Origin of the sequence: Micromonospora sp. WMMD729 (assembly GCF_049315225.1) — a bacterium.
In the GTDB taxonomy this organism is placed as follows: domain Bacteria; phylum Actinomycetota; class Actinomycetes; order Mycobacteriales; family Micromonosporaceae; genus Micromonospora.
In genome coordinates, this window is the sequence record NZ_CP186059.1 from 5360064 (window position 1) to 5374821 (window position 14758).

Genomic DNA, 14758 nt, shown 5'->3' on the forward strand with positions numbered 1-14758 from the left:
AGGAGCCGGTCACACTAGGACCCGTTCAGAATGACCCGGAACACCCCTTTCGCCCCTGGTTTTCCCCAAACCCGGAGGAAACTCGCACGGCGCTCAGGGCAACAGCGCGGCGGCCAGCGGGTGGACCGTCTCCTCGATCTCGTCCGCGACCCGGGTGAAGCACTGGTCGCCCCGCCCCCACGGATCGTCGAGATCGTCGGTGGGCAGCGGCGAGGCGCCCAGCCGGTGGTCGTGCGCCGCCGCCACCAGGGCCACGCCCCGCGCGTACACCGCCTCCGGGGTCGCCTCGGCCGCCGGCAGCGCGGACACGTCCACCGCGCCCAGCAGCCGACCGAACTCGCCCAGCACGAAGGTGCGGGCCGCCGCGTCCGGGCGCAGCGCCACCACGTACTCCTGCTGGTCGGCGGTGGCCGTCAGGACCAGGTCCGCCGCGTCGATGTGGTCCGAGCGCAGCTTGCGCGCCGCGAACCCGTCGACGTCGCCGCCACGGTCGACGACCTGCCGGGCCGCCGGCGGATTCATCTCCTCGCCGGCGTGCCAGCCCCCGGTGCCGGCGCTGTGGCTGTACAGCAGCCCCTCGGCGCCGGCCGTGTCCTGCGCACGCCGCGTCAACCGCTCCCGCACCGCGAGGGCGAGCAGCCGCTCGGCCATCGGGGAGCGGCAGATGTTGCCCATGCAGACGTGCAGGACGGTGAACGGGGGCACTCAGGCCCCCTGGAGGTCGAGGAGGTCCGGTACGACGTCGCGCAGCTTCTCCAACGGGATCGCCCCGGCCCGCAGCAACTGCGGCACCTCGCCGGTCAGGTCCACGATCGTGCTCGGCACCGGATCGGGACAGGGCCCGGCCTCCAGGTAGGCGCGCACCGAGTAGCTGAGCTGGTCGCGCGCCTCCTCGGCGGTCACCGCCGCCGGCTGGCCCGTCTTGTTGGCCGAGGAGACCGCCATCGGGCCCGTCTCACGCAGCACCTCCAGCGCCACCGGGTGCAGCGGCATGCGTACCGCCACGGTGCCGGTCTTGTCGCCCAGGTCCCACTGCAGGCTCGGCGAGTGCTCGACCACGATGGTCAGCGCACCAGGCCAGAACGCCTCCACCAGGTCCCGCGCCGCCGAGGGCAGCGAGAAGACCAGGCCGTCCAGGGTGTGCCGCGAACCGATCAGGACCGGCGGCGGCATCTGCCGGCCCCGGCCCTTCGCGTCCAGCAGCGCCTTGACCGCGTACGGCGTGAACGCGTCCGCGCCGATCCCGTAGACGGTGTCCGTCGGAAGGACGACCAGCTCGCCGTTCTTGACCGCCTCGATGGCCGCAGCGATGCCGCGGTCCCGATCGGCGGGCGATCGGCAGTCGTAGAGCATCACGAGGAGTCAGTCTGCCACGCCGGCCCGGACGCGGTGTGCTGGCCGTCCGCCCGTCGGGACGCGGTGGCGTAGCGGGGCCGACCGGTGAGGTCCGGATGCGCCACGACGGCGTCGAAGCGGCCGTCGAGGGCGAACAACTCCGGCACCGCCTCGCCGTGCGTGTCGTCGTGCTCGACCCCGATCACGCCGCCGGGTCGCAGCAGCGCCGCCGCCCGGTCGATCACCGGCCGGATCACCGCCAGACCGTCGAGGCCACCGAAGACCGCCTCCGCCGGATCGTGCGCGGCCACCTCCGGCGGCACCACCACGGCCACCGGAACGTACGGCGGGTTGCAGAGCAGCACGTCCACCCGACCCACCAGGTCGGCGAGCAGGTCGGGCGCGGTCACGTCGGCCTCGACCACCTCGATCGGCCGGTCCCCCGCCGCCGCCCGCTCGGCCGCGTTGCGGCGCAGCCACGCCAGCGCCGCCGGGGACCGCTCCACCGCGACCACCCGCGCCCCGGGCAGCTCCTGCGCCACCGCCAGGGCGATCGCGCCGGTGCCGCTGCACAGGTCCACCACCAGCGGCTCGGATCTGCCCCGGCCCTGCTCGACACCCCAACCGGCCAGCAACTCCGTCTCCGGGCGAGGCACGAAGACGCCCGGGCCGACCGCCAGCTCCAGGTGCCGGAAAGCCGCCCGACCGGTCAGGTGCTGCAACGGCTCCCGGCCGGCGCGCCGAGCGACCAGCTCGTCGAGCCGGGCCAGTTGGGCGTCGTCCAGGTCGTCGGCCAGGACCAGCCGCCCCCGGGGCACGTCCAGCACGTACGCCACCAGCAGCTCGGCCTCCACCCGCGCCGGGCCCACGCCGGCCTCGGCGAGCACGCGGGCCGCCCGGGCCACCGCGGCGGACGGACGGGTACGGCCTGTCCCTTCGGGGGGGTGTTGCGGCAGAGTGGTCACACGATAATCATGGGGCGTCGCGGGGCGATGCCATGAACGGGTGCGTCGAGGCGCACACGACAGGAGGTTGTGGGTGGGCTGGCTCGACCGGGTCCATGACCAGGTTGACACTCTCTCGCACGCCCGCGCTTTGCAGGAAGCAAGTCGCTCCGCGGAGTCGTACACCCTGCTGGAACGTGTGATCCGCACCACGTCGGACCCGGCGGCCCGCGCGGATGCCATGGTCCAGCGGCTCTCCGCGCTGATCAATCTCGGTCGGACGGCGGAGTTCACCCGGGCCATCGAGGAGGCGTCGGCGGCCGTCCGGGACCTCGCCGAGCCCTACCTGCACGGGCACCTCAACGCGCTGGCCGCGCTCGCCGCCCACCACCAGGGCGCGCTGGACCGGTGCGTCACCCACCTCGTCAAGGCGGCCCGGGCGCTGAACGCCGTGGAGGACCCGGACCGGGACACCGCCTGGGGCTGGCACGACCTGGCGATGGCCTACAGCTACCTCAGCTTCCACGGGTACGCACTGGGCGCGATCGAACGCGCACGGCAGCTCGGGTTGACCGCCGGGATCCCGGAGGAGACGTTCGCCGCCCCGGGCATCCGGCTCCGCAACGCCGTGGCGCTGGACCACAACGGCGACAGCGACGGGTGCCTGCGCGTGCTCCGGGACGTGGCGGCCGACCTGGCCCAGTTCGTCCAGAGCGGGCGGGCCGGCCGGCTACGGCCCAGCAGCCTCGCCGCGTACGGGTACTCGGCGGCCCGGCAGGCAGCGCTCGGCGACACCCTGGAACCGAACGGCGACGCCGTACCGTCCCGGCTGCTCACCCACGGCGGTGACAGCGCCCGCGCCCGGGACCTGCGGCAACTCGGCATGGTCTGCCTGGCCGTGGCGGACGGTCGGCCCATCGAGGCGGTCGCCCGGCTGGACACCATCCGGGTGTCCACCGAGACGCTCGGGGCGGCCGAGCCGGCCCGGCTGCGCAGCATCGCGCTCGCCCGCGCCGGTGACCATCCCGCCGCCCACCGGGCGGACCGGCTGGCGTTCCGGCTCGCCGCCCAGCGCAACGACCGGCTGCGCGACGTCTACATCGACGGCATCGCCGCCCGGATCGACCACGAGGAGATGCGCCGGGAGGCGGCACGGTACGAGGGCGAGGCGTTGACCGACCCGCTCACCGGGCTGCCCAACCGGCGTCGTCTGGAGCGGTACATCACCGCCGTCGTCACCCGGGGCGAGCGGGTCGTCATCGGCGTCTGCGACCTGGACGGCTTCAAGGCGGTCAACACCCGGCACGGCCACCACTCCGGTGACCTGGTGCTGCAACGCATCGCCGGAGTGATCAACCGGGTGATGCGCCGGGGCGACTTCGTGGCCCGCTACGGCGGCGACGAGTTCGTGGTGGTGCTCCCGGACACCGGCATGGCCGAGGCCGCCGAGGTGGCCCGCCGGATCGAGACGGCGGTACGCAACGAGGACTGGGAGTCGCTGGTGCCGGGCACCCCGGTCGGGGTGAGCATCGGCTTCGCCGAGGTCTCCGGCGGTAGCGGGTTGCGCGACGCGCTCAGCGTCGCCTTCGAGCAGGCCGACCGGGAGATGCTGCGCGCCAAGACCCGCCCCCGCGCAAGCTGACCCCCAGCGGGGTCAGCGGCGGGTCAGTTCGGTGTCGCCGGCCAGGCGGGCGGCGCGGTCGGCCTCGGCCAGGGCGTCCAGGACACCGTCGAGGTCGCCGGCGAGCGCCAGGTCCAGGTTGTACGCCGTGTAGCCGATCCGGTGATCGGTGATCCGGTTCTGCGGGAAGTTGTAGGTACGGATGCGCTCGGAGCGGTCCACGGTGCGTACCTGCGCCTTGCGGGCGTCCGAGGCGGCGGCGTCGGCCTGCTCCTGGGCGGCGGCGAGCAGCCGGGCCCGCAGGATCCGCATCGCCTGCTCCCGGTTCTGCAACTGGGACTTCTCGTTCTGGCAGGACACCACGATGCCGGTCGGTACGTGCGTGATCCGGACCGCCGAGTCGGTGGTGTTCACCGACTGGCCACCCGGGCCGGACGAGCGGAACACGTCGATGCGCAGGTCGTTCTGGTCGATGGTGACGTCGACGTCCTCGGCCTCCGGCAGCACCAGCACCCCGGCGGCGCTGGTGTGGATCCGGCCCTGCGACTCGGTCACCGGGACGCGCTGCACCCGGTGCACGCCGCCCTCCCACTTGAGCCGCGACCAGACACCGTTGCCGCCGTCCGGCACGCCCTTGGTCTTGATCGACAGCGAGACGTCCTTGACCCCACCGAGGTCGGAATCCTGCGCGTCGATCACCTCGGTGACCCAGCCGTGCCGCTCGGCGTACCGGGTGTACATCCGCAGCAGGTCGCCGGCGAACAGCGCCGACTCCTCACCGCCCTCGCCGGCCTTGATCTCGACGATCACGTCCTTGGCGTCGTGCGGGTCACGCGGGATGAGCAGCTCGGCGAGGCGTTCCTCCAGGGCCGGCAGGGACGCCGCGATGGCGTCCGCCTCGGCGGCGAACGACGGATCCTCGTCGGCCAGCTCGCGGGCCGCGGCCAGGTCGGCACGCGCCTGCTCCAGCTCACCGGCGGCCTTGTGCAGCGGCACCAGCTCGGCGTACCGGCGACCCACCCGGCGCGCGGTGCCCTGGTCGGCGTGGATGGCCGGATCGGCCAGCCGCTTCTCCAGCTCCGCGTACTCGTCGAGGAGTCCGGCCAGACGCTCGCTGCTCATGCTGCGGATGCTCCTTCGACGATGCGGCACCGGGAGGGCCAGAGGTGTTGCCGGGCAAAACGCGGACGGCGCCCGCGTCCGGTGGAAAACCGGACACGGGCGCCGAACGGGGAGTTACTTGGCCTTCTTGGCCTGAACCTTGGCGTACTTCTGCTGGAACTTCGCGACCCGACCGGCGGTGTCGAGAACGCGCTGCTTACCGGTGTAGAACGGGTGGCAGGCGCTGCAGGTCTCGACGTGGATCGCGCCGCCCTTGGCGGTGCTGCGGGTCGTGAACGTGTTACCGCAGGAGCAGCTGACCTCGGTGGTCACGTACTCCGGGTGGATGTTTGCCTTCATCTCGCCTCGGTCCTCTCGTTGGTGGTCGCCGGGTCGCCGTCATCGCTCGTCGCGCCGTACGCGACGGGCTCGGGCGTGAACCGGAACCGGTGTGGCCGATTGACCAGTGTGCCATGGGCCTGGGCCGACCCGGTAAGCGGGCCGCACACCTCGTCCGGCATCGTCAACACAGGTCTCCCTGTCCGCATTCCCGCCGTCCGGGCCGGCATTCGTCCGGGCCGGCGTGCCCGCCCGGAGCACGGCTGTGCCCTCACCGGCCCCACCAGCCTCCCCTTCGCCACCGTGTGGCGCACAGACGGGGTGGGACGGGGTGACGTCCGGCTGAGGCGGGGAACGAGAAGAGGCGCGGCCGTAACGGCCGCGCCTCTTCTCGTCGGCTGGTCAGCGACGGAGGTTCACTCCCCCGGCGTCGACTTCGCGATCTGCATCAGGAACTCGATGTTGGTTCGGGACTGCTTGAGGCGGTCCAGCAGCAGATCCATCGCCGCCTGCGAGTCCAGCGAGTGCAGCACCTTGCGGAGCTTGTGGATGATGGCCAGCTCCTCGGGCGCGAGCAGGACCTCTTCCTTACGGGTACCGGACGGGTTGATGTCGATGGCCGGGAAGGTCCGCTTGTCGGCGATCTTCCGGTCCAGCTTCAGCTCCGCGTTACCGGTGCCCTTGAACTCCTCGAAGATGACCGTGTCCGCCATGGAACCGGTCTCCACCAGCGCCGTGGCGATGATGGTCAGCGAGCCGCCGTTCTCGATGTTGCGGGCCGCGCCGAGGAAGCGCTTCGGCGGGTAGAGCGCGGTGGAGTCGATACCACCCGACATGATCCGGCCGCTGGCCGGCGCCGCCAGGTTGTACGAGCGGCCGAGCCGGGTCACCGAGTCGAGCAGCACGACGACGTCGTGCCCCAGCTCGACCAGGCGCTTGGCCCGCTCGATGGCCAGCTCCGCCACCGTGGTGTGGTCCTGCGGCGGACGGTCGAACGTGGCCGCGATGACCTCGCCCTTGATCGACCGCTGCATGTCGGTGACCTCTTCGGGCCGCTCGTCGACCAGCACCACCATGAGGTGGCACTCCGGGTTGTTGCGGGTGATCGCATTGGCGATCGCCTGCAGCACCATCGTCTTACCCGCCTTCGGCGGCGACTGGATGAGCGCCCGCTGGCCCTTGCCGATCGGCATGACCAGGTCGATGACCCGGGTGGTCAGGATGTGCGGCTCGGTCTCCAGCCGCAGGCGCTCCTGCGGGTAGAGCGGCGTGAGCTTGTAGAACTCGGGCCGACGCCGCGCCTCCTCCGGCTCCATCCCGTTGATCGTGTCCAGCCGCATCAGCGGGTTGTACTTGTCCCGCCGCTGGTCGCCGCTGTTGCCGCCCTCGCGGGCCGCCCGCACGGCGCCGGTGATCGCGTCACCGCGACGCAGGCCGTACTTCTTGATCTGGGACATCGAGACGTACACGTCGTTCGGGCCGGCCAGGTAGCCGGTCGTCCGGACGAAGGCGTAGTTGTCGAGCACGTCGATGATGCCGGCCACGGGGACGAGCACCTCGTCCTCGCCGACCTGCGGCTCACGGCCGCCGGTGTCCCCGCCGGTCTCGCCACGCTCGCCCCGACCACGCCGACGGTCCCGGAAGCGGCTGCGCCGGCCACGCCGACCGCCGCCCTCGCCGTCCTCGTCGTCGCTGTCGCGCTCGACCCGCTGACCACGGTCGTTGCGGTCGGCACGCTCCGAACGGTCGTTGCGGTCGCCCCGGTCGTTGCGCTCGGCACGCTCGTTGCGGTCGCCCCGCTCGGCGCGATCGCCCCGGTCGTTACGGTCGGCACGCTCACCGCGCTCGGCACGCTCGCCCCGGTCGTTACGGTCGGCACGCTCGCCCCGGTCGTTACGCTCGCCCCGGTCGGCACGCTCGCCCCGGTCATTGCGGTCGCCCCGGTCGGAACGCTCACCGCGCTCGCCCCGGTCGTTGCGCTCGGCCCGGTCGGAGCGGTCGTTGCGCTCGGCCCGGTCGCGGCGGTTCTCGCCACGTTCGGACCGCTCGCCGCCCTCGACCTCGTCGGTACGGGCCTCGGCGGCACGCGGCTCGGCGGTAGCGGCCTCGGCGGTACGGGCCTCCGCCGCAGCGGTACGGCCACGCCGCGAACGACCACGGCTCTCGGTCTCGGTGGCCGGCTCGGCCGGCGCCTGGTCGGTGCTGCGACCCTCGGCCGCCGGGCGGTCCACGGTCTCCCGCACCTCCTCACGGGCCGGAGCGGCCGCGGCGGCGACCTCGGCCCGCGGTCGAGGGGTTCCGGCGGCGTTGCCGCCCTGCCGCTCGGAGATCGCGGCGATCAGCTCACCCTTGCGCATGCGAGCAGTGCCGGAGATGCCGAGCGACGCAGCCAGGCTCTGCAGCTCTGGCAGCAGCATCGCCGACAGCCCGGTACCGCTGCGCCGACGACGGGCGGGAGCGGCAGCGGTGGCATCGCCAGCGACGTTGGAAACATCCGACGTCACGTCGGTGGTGTCGCTCAATGGATTCCTTCCCTCGATAAGGCCGGGACTGCCCGGAGTCGGAGCTCAGGTGGCCGGGCGGCCTCGGTGCACCCGCCTCGCAAGGACGCGTCGCGGGAGTCTGTGACACAGCAGCCGGTGGTTTCCCGACCCACCAAACGTCGGTGAGCAGGTCTCGCCGTCTGCGGCGACCTGTGGAGACTGCGGTGCGGCGTGGGCCTTGGCAGGGGTGACGGGCTGACCGCCGAGAGCTTCGGGGGTGCGCCGCCCCGCAGGAGATCGCGTGCTTCGCGGCTGTGCTAGGTCTAGAGCGTAATCAACTCTTCCGACCTGCGGCAACAGGGTCCCGCTCGGCGTGTCCCAGTCTACCCCGGGCGACCCGGGCACCGCTGACGTCTATCGGTAACTTCCAAATCTGCCAGTCTGTTCCCGCGTCGAGGCCCACGGGCGGCTCCCCGAATGCCAGCACACTCGGCCCGGCACCGGAGACCACAGCCGCCACACCCGCCTCTCGCAACGCGCTGACCAGCGCCGATGTGCCTGGCATCCCGGCCGCGCGGTAATCCTGGTGCAGCCGGTCGACGGTGGCCGGCAAGAGCAGCGCCGGGTCCGTGGTGAGCGCGTGCACCAGCAGCGCGGCCCGTCCCGCGGTCAACGCGGCGTCGGCGTGCGGCACGGTGGCCGGCAGAGCGGCCCGCGCGGTCGCGGTCAGGCCGCGCTCGGCGGGCACGAAAACCGTGGGTCGTACGGCGTCGGCGACCGGCAGGGACACCGCCCGGGCACCGTCCGGCTCGGTCCAGGCCAACGTGAAGCCGCCCAGCAGGCACGGGGCGACATTGTCCGGATGGCCCTCGATCTCGGCGGCCAGCTGGAGCACGGCCGACTCGTCCAGCCGCCGTTCGCCGTCGGCGACCAGGGCACGGGCGAGCAGGACCCCGGCGACGATGGCAGCCGACGACGAGCCGAGGCCGCGCGCCTGCGGGATCCGGTTGACGCAGTCGACGATCAGGCCGGTGGGCTGCGCGCCGAGCACGTCGAACGTGGCCCGCATGGCCCGCACCACCAGGTGCTGGTCGTCGTCCGGCAACTCACCGGCGCCCTGACCGGCTACCGCCACCCGGACCCCGCCGGAGGACACCTCGGCTGCCAGGTCGTCGTAGAGCCCGAGGGCGAGCCCCAGCGCGTCGAAGCCCGGACCGAGATTGGCGCTCGTCGCGGGGACCCGGACCCGGACCGGCCCGGCGGTGAAGTTCGTCGGCACGCGCTCATGCTAGGACCCGACACCGACGATCCGGCCGCTCGCCCGCACCGTGGGACCGGCCGGGTCTCAGCCGGTGGCGCCGGGGACCGGTTCGGCGGTCGGGTCGGTCAGCGAGAGACGGCGGGTGGCGATCCGCCAGCCGATCGCGTACACGACCGTGACCAGTCCGCAGCCGGCCAGCACCACCCGCTCGTCCACCACGTCCACGACCAGGGCCACCGCCAGTTGACTCACCGAGATGGCAAGCGTCGCGAGCATCATGTCGGTGGCGAACACCCGCCCGCGCAGCCGGTCCGGCACCTCGCCCTGAAGGGCGAAGTTCGACATCACCCAGTTGCTGCCGCCCGCGAAGTGCGCCACGAAGACCAGCAGCAGCACCAGCGGGAACCAGCGGACCACCGACGTGCCCACATAGGACAGACCGTAGAGCGACATGGAGAGCGCGAGCCCGGGCAGCAACCAGGACCGGTTGGTCAACACCCGGCGCATCAGGATGGGGCCGACCAGCGCACCCGCTCCGCGTACCGCGAAGAGCAGACCCGCGCCCAGCGAACCGACCCCGTACACGCCGGCGAGCAGCGGAAACACGGTCAGTACGCCGTTGCCCAGGCCGACCGCCGACTTGACCGTGACCAGCGCCAGCACCCGAGGCCGGTGCCCGATGTAGCCGAGCGCCTCGCGGACCGCCGTCCACGTCCGCTGCGCCGGCGCCAGCGGGTCGCGGGCCGCCTGCAACGGCCGGCGGATCCGGGTGGCGAGGCCCGCGGCCAGCGCCAGGCCCACCGCCGCCACCCAGAAGCAGGCGTACGGGCCGGCGGCCGAGCTGAGCACGCCGCCCAGGGACGCGCCCACCACCGTCATGGTGCCCCAGGCCGAGCCGGCCACGGCGTTACCGGCGGCCAGCTCGTGCGGCTCCAGCACGTTGGGCAGCGCGGCCTGCGCCGCGGGCGAGTAGAACGCCTTGGCGACCGCGACCGCCCCGATCGCCACCAGGGCCAACCAGGCCGTGCCGCGGTCCCGGACGCCGAGCAGCAGCAGCACACCGGCCAGCGCGGCCAGGTTCGCGGCGATCATGATTTTGCGCCGGTCGAAGCGGTCGGCGATGGTGCCGGTGTACGGCAGCAACAGCGCCACGATGCCGGTGTCCACCGCCAGCACCAGGGCACCCCAGACGCCGCTTCCGGTCAACTGCGGCAGCAGCACCAGCAGCGGCACCATGACGAACCAGTCGGCGCCGAAGACCACCAACTCGGCGAGGAAGAGGTTGCGGAAGCTCCGATTGCCGGTAAGGACCGAAAGGGTGGACGCCACGGACCGGCACCCTACCCGGTCGGCATGCCGGCCACACCCGCTGCCAGCAGCGCCGAGACGGTGACGAAGGTGTACCCGCGCGCCCGGAGGCCGGTGATCATGTCGGGCAGACCGCGCAGCGCGACCAGCCGCCGCCGCTGACCGACGTCGTGCCCGAGCAGGATCGTCCCGGGCCGGACGCCGTCCACGATCCGGCGGGCATGGCCGGCCGGGTCGCCGGGGAACTCCCGCTCGACCATCTGCAACGACCAGAGCACCAGCCGATAGTTCAACCGGGAGGCCGCGTGCAGCACCGCACCGCCCAGGTGGCCGTACGGCGGACGGACCAGCCGGGGCGCACGGCCCGTCACGTCGGTGATCACGTCGTGGGTGCGGCTCAGGTCGTCGTACACCGCGGCGGCGTCCAACTGCGCGAGGTCTCGGTGCGCCCAGCTGTGATTGCCGACCTCGTGCTCGCCGAGCCGGTCGCGTACCAGGTCGGCGTGCTTGCGCACCTGGGTACCGACCAGGAAGAAGGTGGCGGGCACCCGGTGCTGGGCGAGGGTGTCCAGCACCATGGGTGTCCACTGTGGCGCCGGACCGTCGTCGAAGGTGAGTGCGACCAGCCGCTGGGTGGTCGATCCCGACCACACGACCGGCAGCGCGCCGGTGCCGACGTCCTGCGCGCCGTTGCCGACCGTGGCGCTGGCCGGGCCGCCGGCCAGCGGGAGTCGCCGGTGGGTCAACCAGATGTCCGTGACACTCGCCCCGGCGGCCGCTCCGGTCACCACCAGGGCACCCCGGCGCAGCAGGTCGCGTCGGGACCACCCGCGCGCGCCCTCGCTCATCCGCCTGCCCCGCTCCTCAAACCTGACCTCTACCAGGAGTATGCAAGAGGCGACACAAAGTCGAGGTCCGGTCGCGCGATCGGTGTGTTCACGGGCGCGACGGGCAGCGCCCCCGGCAGGCGATCCTGCCGGGGGCGCTGTGTGTGATCCGTGCGACTACTCGGTCGGCTCCGACGGCGGCAGCGGAGAGGTGCGGCTACGGGGCAGCCGCAGCACCTCGAACTGGTCCGTCCCGTCCACCAGCGCACCCGACGGCGCGGGGCGCGTCGCCGACGGTTGCGCGCTCTCGGCCGACGTCGCCGCCGGTGCGCTCGCCGGCACCGACACCTGGTTGGGACCGTCCGGCTCGACGGTCTCCGACCCGCTCGGCGCGGCGTCGCCGGAACGCCGGCGGGTACGGCGTCCCCGCAGCGACTCCTTGGTGTGCTCCACCATCGAGTAGAGCGTCGGCACCAGGATCAGCGTCAGCAACGTCGAGCTGAGCAGGCCACCGATCACCACGACCGCCAGCGGCTGCGAGATGAAGCCGCCCTCGCCGGTCAACCCGAAGGCCATCGGCAGCAGCGCGAAGATCGTCGCGACCGCGGTCATCAGGATCGGACGCAGCCGCCGCCGGCCACCCTCGACCACCGCCTCCTGGACCCCCATGCCCCGTGCCCGGTACTGGTTGATCAGGTCGAGCAGCACGATGGCGTTGGTCACCACGATGCCGACCAGCATCAGCACACCGATCAGCGCCGGCACGCCCAGCGGCGTCCCGGTGATCAACAGCAGACCGATCGCGCCGGTCGACGCGAACGGGATGGAGATCAGCAGGATCAACGCCTGGGTGAGGCTGCGGAACGTCGCCACCATGATCAGGAACACGATGGCGATGGCGACGAGTACGGCCAGGCCCAGGTCACCGAAGGCATCCGACTGGTCGGCGCTGACCCCACCGATGGTGAAGGTCGCGCCCGGGACGTCGATGCCGTCGAGCCGCTTCTGCAGCTCCTTCGTGGTCGCCCCCAGGTTGGAACCGGTCGCGGCGCCGGTCACCGAGACGCTGCGCTCACCGTCGATCCGGGTGACCTGCTGCGGCCCTTCGGCCTGCGTGACGTCCGCGATGTCGTCCAACTTCACCGGTCCGACCGGAAGGGCCCGCAGCTCCTCCACCGACACCGGCGCGGTCGCGTTGAGCCGCAGCACCACGTCCTGCTGGCGGCCGTCGAGCGCCACCTGCCCCAGCGGAGCGCCACGGAACGCCTGCGACACGAGCTGACCGACGGCGGCCTCGGTGAGGCCGACCCGGCCGGCCGCGACCCGGTCGACGGTCACGTCCACCCGCGGCACGCGCGCGGCGAGGCTCGTGGTGACGTCCTCGACGTCCGGGACGTCGTCCATCGCCGTACGGGCCGCCTCGGTCGCGCGGGTCAGCACCTCCGGGTCGCTGGCCTGGACGATCACCTCCAGCTGACTGGTCGACGCGTCCTGGCCACCGCCGAACTTGACCTCGCCCACGCTGGTGCCGAGCTTGTCGAACTCCCGCCGCAGTTCCTCGCGTACCTGCTTGGCGTCCTTGTCGCCGCCGAGCGCCAGCGACCAGCTCGCGACGTTGTTGCCGCCGCCGCCCGCCCACGGCGTGTCGCCGCCGCCGGCCGTCACCTGGTACGTGTCGATCCCGTCGATCCGCCCGAGGACCGCCTCGACCTGCTTGGCCGCCGCGTCGGTCGAGGCCAGACTGCTACCCGCCGGCAGCTCCTGCCGGAAGCTGAGCGTGTCCTGGCCGGAGTCGTCCAGGAAGTTCGTCTCCAGCTTCTGTGCCAGCCCGAAGGTGGCGAAGAGCACCAGCAGCCCGAGCCCCACGGTGATCCAACGGGTCGACCGCTTGCGGGTGGCGAAGCCGATGACCGGCAGGTACGCCCGCTGCAAGGGGCTGCGCAGCTCCTTCTCCTCGGCCTCGCGGCGCACCGCCTCGTCGTCGACGGTGCCGCCGCGCGGCTTGAGGAACCAGTACGCCAGCACCGGGATCACCGTCAGCGAGACCAGCAGCGAGGCGAGCAGGGCCACCGTCACGGTGATCGCGAACGGCGCGAAGAGCTGCCCCACGAACCCGCCGACCAGCGCGATCGGGGCGAACACCGCCACCGTCGTGAGGGTGGACGCGGTCACCGCGCCAGCCACCTCACGGACACCGGTGATGATCGCGTGCTGCTTCTCCTCGCCGTACTCCAGATGCCGTTTGATGTTCTCCAACACCACGATCGAGTCGTCCACCACCCGGCCCACCGCGATGGTCAGCGCGCCGAGGGTCAGCAGGTTGAGCGAGTAGTCGCCGATCCACAGGGCGATCAGCGCCACCAGCACCGACAGCGGGATGGAGACCGCGGTGACCACCGTCGAGCGCACCGACAGCAGGAACACCAGGATGACGATGACCGCCATCAGCAGACCCAGCAGGCCCTCGGTGGTCAACGACTCGATCGACTTCTCCACGAACGGCGCCTGGTCGAAGACCACGGTCAACTCCGCGCCGGAGGCGTCCTTCAGGTCGGCCAGCCGGTCACGGATCTCGTGGGAGATCTCCACCGCGTTGCCGTCCGGCGCGGCGGTGACGGCGACGCCGAGGCTGTCCTTGCCGTTGGTGCGGGTGATCGCGGTGGCCGGGGCGAGCTGCTGCTCGACCGTCGCCACGTCGCCGAGGCGGACCGGGGTCGCGCCGGGCGCGACGATGATGCCGCGCAGGTCGTCCAGGGTGGCGACCGGCGTTCCGACCTGCACCGGCAGGGCCAGGCCGCCCGAGGCCACCGCGCCGGCCGGCACGGACACGCCGTTGGACTTGAGGGCGGTCCCGATCGCGGTCGGCGCGAGCTTCGCCGCGGCCAGCTTCGCCGGGTCCGGGGTGACCACCACGACGTCGTCGCGGGTGCCGGTCACCTCGACCGTGCGGACGCCCTCGATGCCCTCCAGCTCCGGCACCACCGTGGCGCGCAGCTTCTCGGCGAGCGCCCGCTCGTCCGCACCGCCGGCCGCGGCCAGCACCACCGCCGGCAGGTCGTCGGTGCTGCCCGCGATGACCTGCGGGTCGACGCTGTCCGGCAACTGGGCGTCGATCCGGCTCAGCGCGGTCTGCATCTTGTTGACCACGTCGTCCAGGTCGGTGCCGAACTCGTACTCCACCTGGACGGTGGCCGAACCCTCACGGGACGTTGAGGTGATCTTGTCCAGCCCGGGGATGCCCTGGAGGGCGTTCTCGATCGGCTCGGTCACCTGCGACTCGACGATCTCGGGTCCGGCGCCGGGGTAGGCGGCCACGATGAAAGCGGCCGGGAACTCGAGCGACGGCAGCAGTTGCTGCTTCAGCGACGGCACGGCGAACGCTCCGAACGCCGTGGTCACCACCGCGATGAGGGCGACCAGCCCTCGGTTGGCGAGGCTGAATCTGGCGAGCAGCGACATCGGCCTGGCTCACTCCTGGAAGAGAATGCGGGCGGGGATACGTGAAAGTGTGCCGGACTCGATCACCGGAACCCCCGCCG

11 protein-coding genes are annotated in these 14758 nt (G+C 72.4%); 1 reads left to right on the forward strand and 10 read right to left on the reverse strand.

What is annotated here, in order from left to right:
- Positions 1 to 93: 93 nt before the first annotated feature.
- Genes ACN263_RS24495 through prmC form a run of 3 tightly spaced genes read right to left on the reverse strand, consistent with a single transcriptional unit; the run spans position 94 to position 2300 of the window.
- Positions 94 to 705 carry a phosphotyrosine protein phosphatase gene (locus ACN263_RS24495; protein WP_422736663.1) on the reverse strand — a complete coding sequence of 204 codons (612 nt, stop codon included), beginning with the start codon at positions 703 to 705 and terminating at the stop codon, positions 94 to 96.
- On the reverse strand, positions 706 to 1353 hold the full coding sequence (locus tag ACN263_RS24500) for an L-threonylcarbamoyladenylate synthase (RefSeq protein WP_422740809.1): 648 nt from the start codon (positions 1351 to 1353) through the stop codon (positions 706 to 708). It abuts the gene before it with no gap.
- Complete coding sequence (gene prmC, locus ACN263_RS24505; RefSeq protein ID WP_422736664.1) at positions 1353 to 2300, reverse strand: peptide chain release factor N(5)-glutamine methyltransferase; 948 nt, start codon at positions 2298 to 2300, stop codon at positions 1353 to 1355. Before prmC ends, ACN263_RS24500 begins: the two co-directional genes overlap by 1 nt.
- 73 nt (positions 2301 to 2373) lie before the next feature.
- Here prmC and ACN263_RS24510 point away from each other — a divergent pair, with 73 nt between their 5' ends.
- Complete coding sequence (locus tag ACN263_RS24510) at positions 2374 to 3921, forward strand: diguanylate cyclase domain-containing protein (RefSeq protein ID WP_422736665.1); 1548 nt, start codon at positions 2374 to 2376, stop codon at positions 3919 to 3921.
- Positions 3922 to 3933: 12 nt separating this feature from the next.
- Here the strand turns inward: ACN263_RS24510 and prfA are convergent, their stop codons facing one another.
- The 7 genes from prfA to ACN263_RS24545 all read right to left on the reverse strand — a co-directional run bounded on the left by prfA (position 3934) and on the right by ACN263_RS24545 (position 14678).
- Positions 3934 to 5022 (reverse strand): peptide chain release factor 1, encoded by a 1089-nt coding sequence (prfA, locus tag ACN263_RS24515; RefSeq protein ID WP_422736666.1) that lies wholly within the window; start codon positions 5020 to 5022, stop codon positions 3934 to 3936.
- 114 nt (positions 5023 to 5136) lie between these two features.
- On the reverse strand, positions 5137 to 5361 hold the full coding sequence (rpmE, locus tag ACN263_RS24520) for a 50S ribosomal protein L31 (RefSeq protein ID WP_007464546.1): 225 nt from the start codon (positions 5359 to 5361) through the stop codon (positions 5137 to 5139).
- A 395-nt stretch (positions 5362 to 5756) separates the two neighbouring features.
- Positions 5757 to 7862 (reverse strand): transcription termination factor Rho, encoded by a 2106-nt coding sequence (gene rho, locus ACN263_RS24525; RefSeq protein WP_422736667.1) that lies wholly within the window; start codon positions 7860 to 7862, stop codon positions 5757 to 5759.
- 295 nt (positions 7863 to 8157) lie between these two features.
- On the reverse strand, positions 8158 to 9102 hold the full coding sequence (gene thrB / locus ACN263_RS24530; RefSeq protein WP_422736668.1) for a homoserine kinase: 945 nt from the start codon (positions 9100 to 9102) through the stop codon (positions 8158 to 8160).
- Between the two features lie 66 nt (positions 9103 to 9168).
- On the reverse strand, positions 9169 to 10413 hold the full coding sequence (locus ACN263_RS24535) for an MFS transporter (RefSeq protein ID WP_422736669.1): 1245 nt from the start codon (positions 10411 to 10413) through the stop codon (positions 9169 to 9171).
- A gap of 11 nt (positions 10414 to 10424) precedes the next feature.
- Entirely contained in the window at positions 10425 to 11240 is an 816-nt protein-coding gene (locus ACN263_RS24540; RefSeq protein WP_422736670.1) for a polysaccharide deacetylase family protein, read from the reverse strand.
- A gap of 156 nt (positions 11241 to 11396) precedes the next feature.
- On the reverse strand, positions 11397 to 14678 hold the full coding sequence (locus ACN263_RS24545; protein ID WP_422736671.1) for an efflux RND transporter permease subunit: 3282 nt from the start codon (positions 14676 to 14678) through the stop codon (positions 11397 to 11399).
- Positions 14679 to 14758 lie beyond the last annotated feature (80 nt).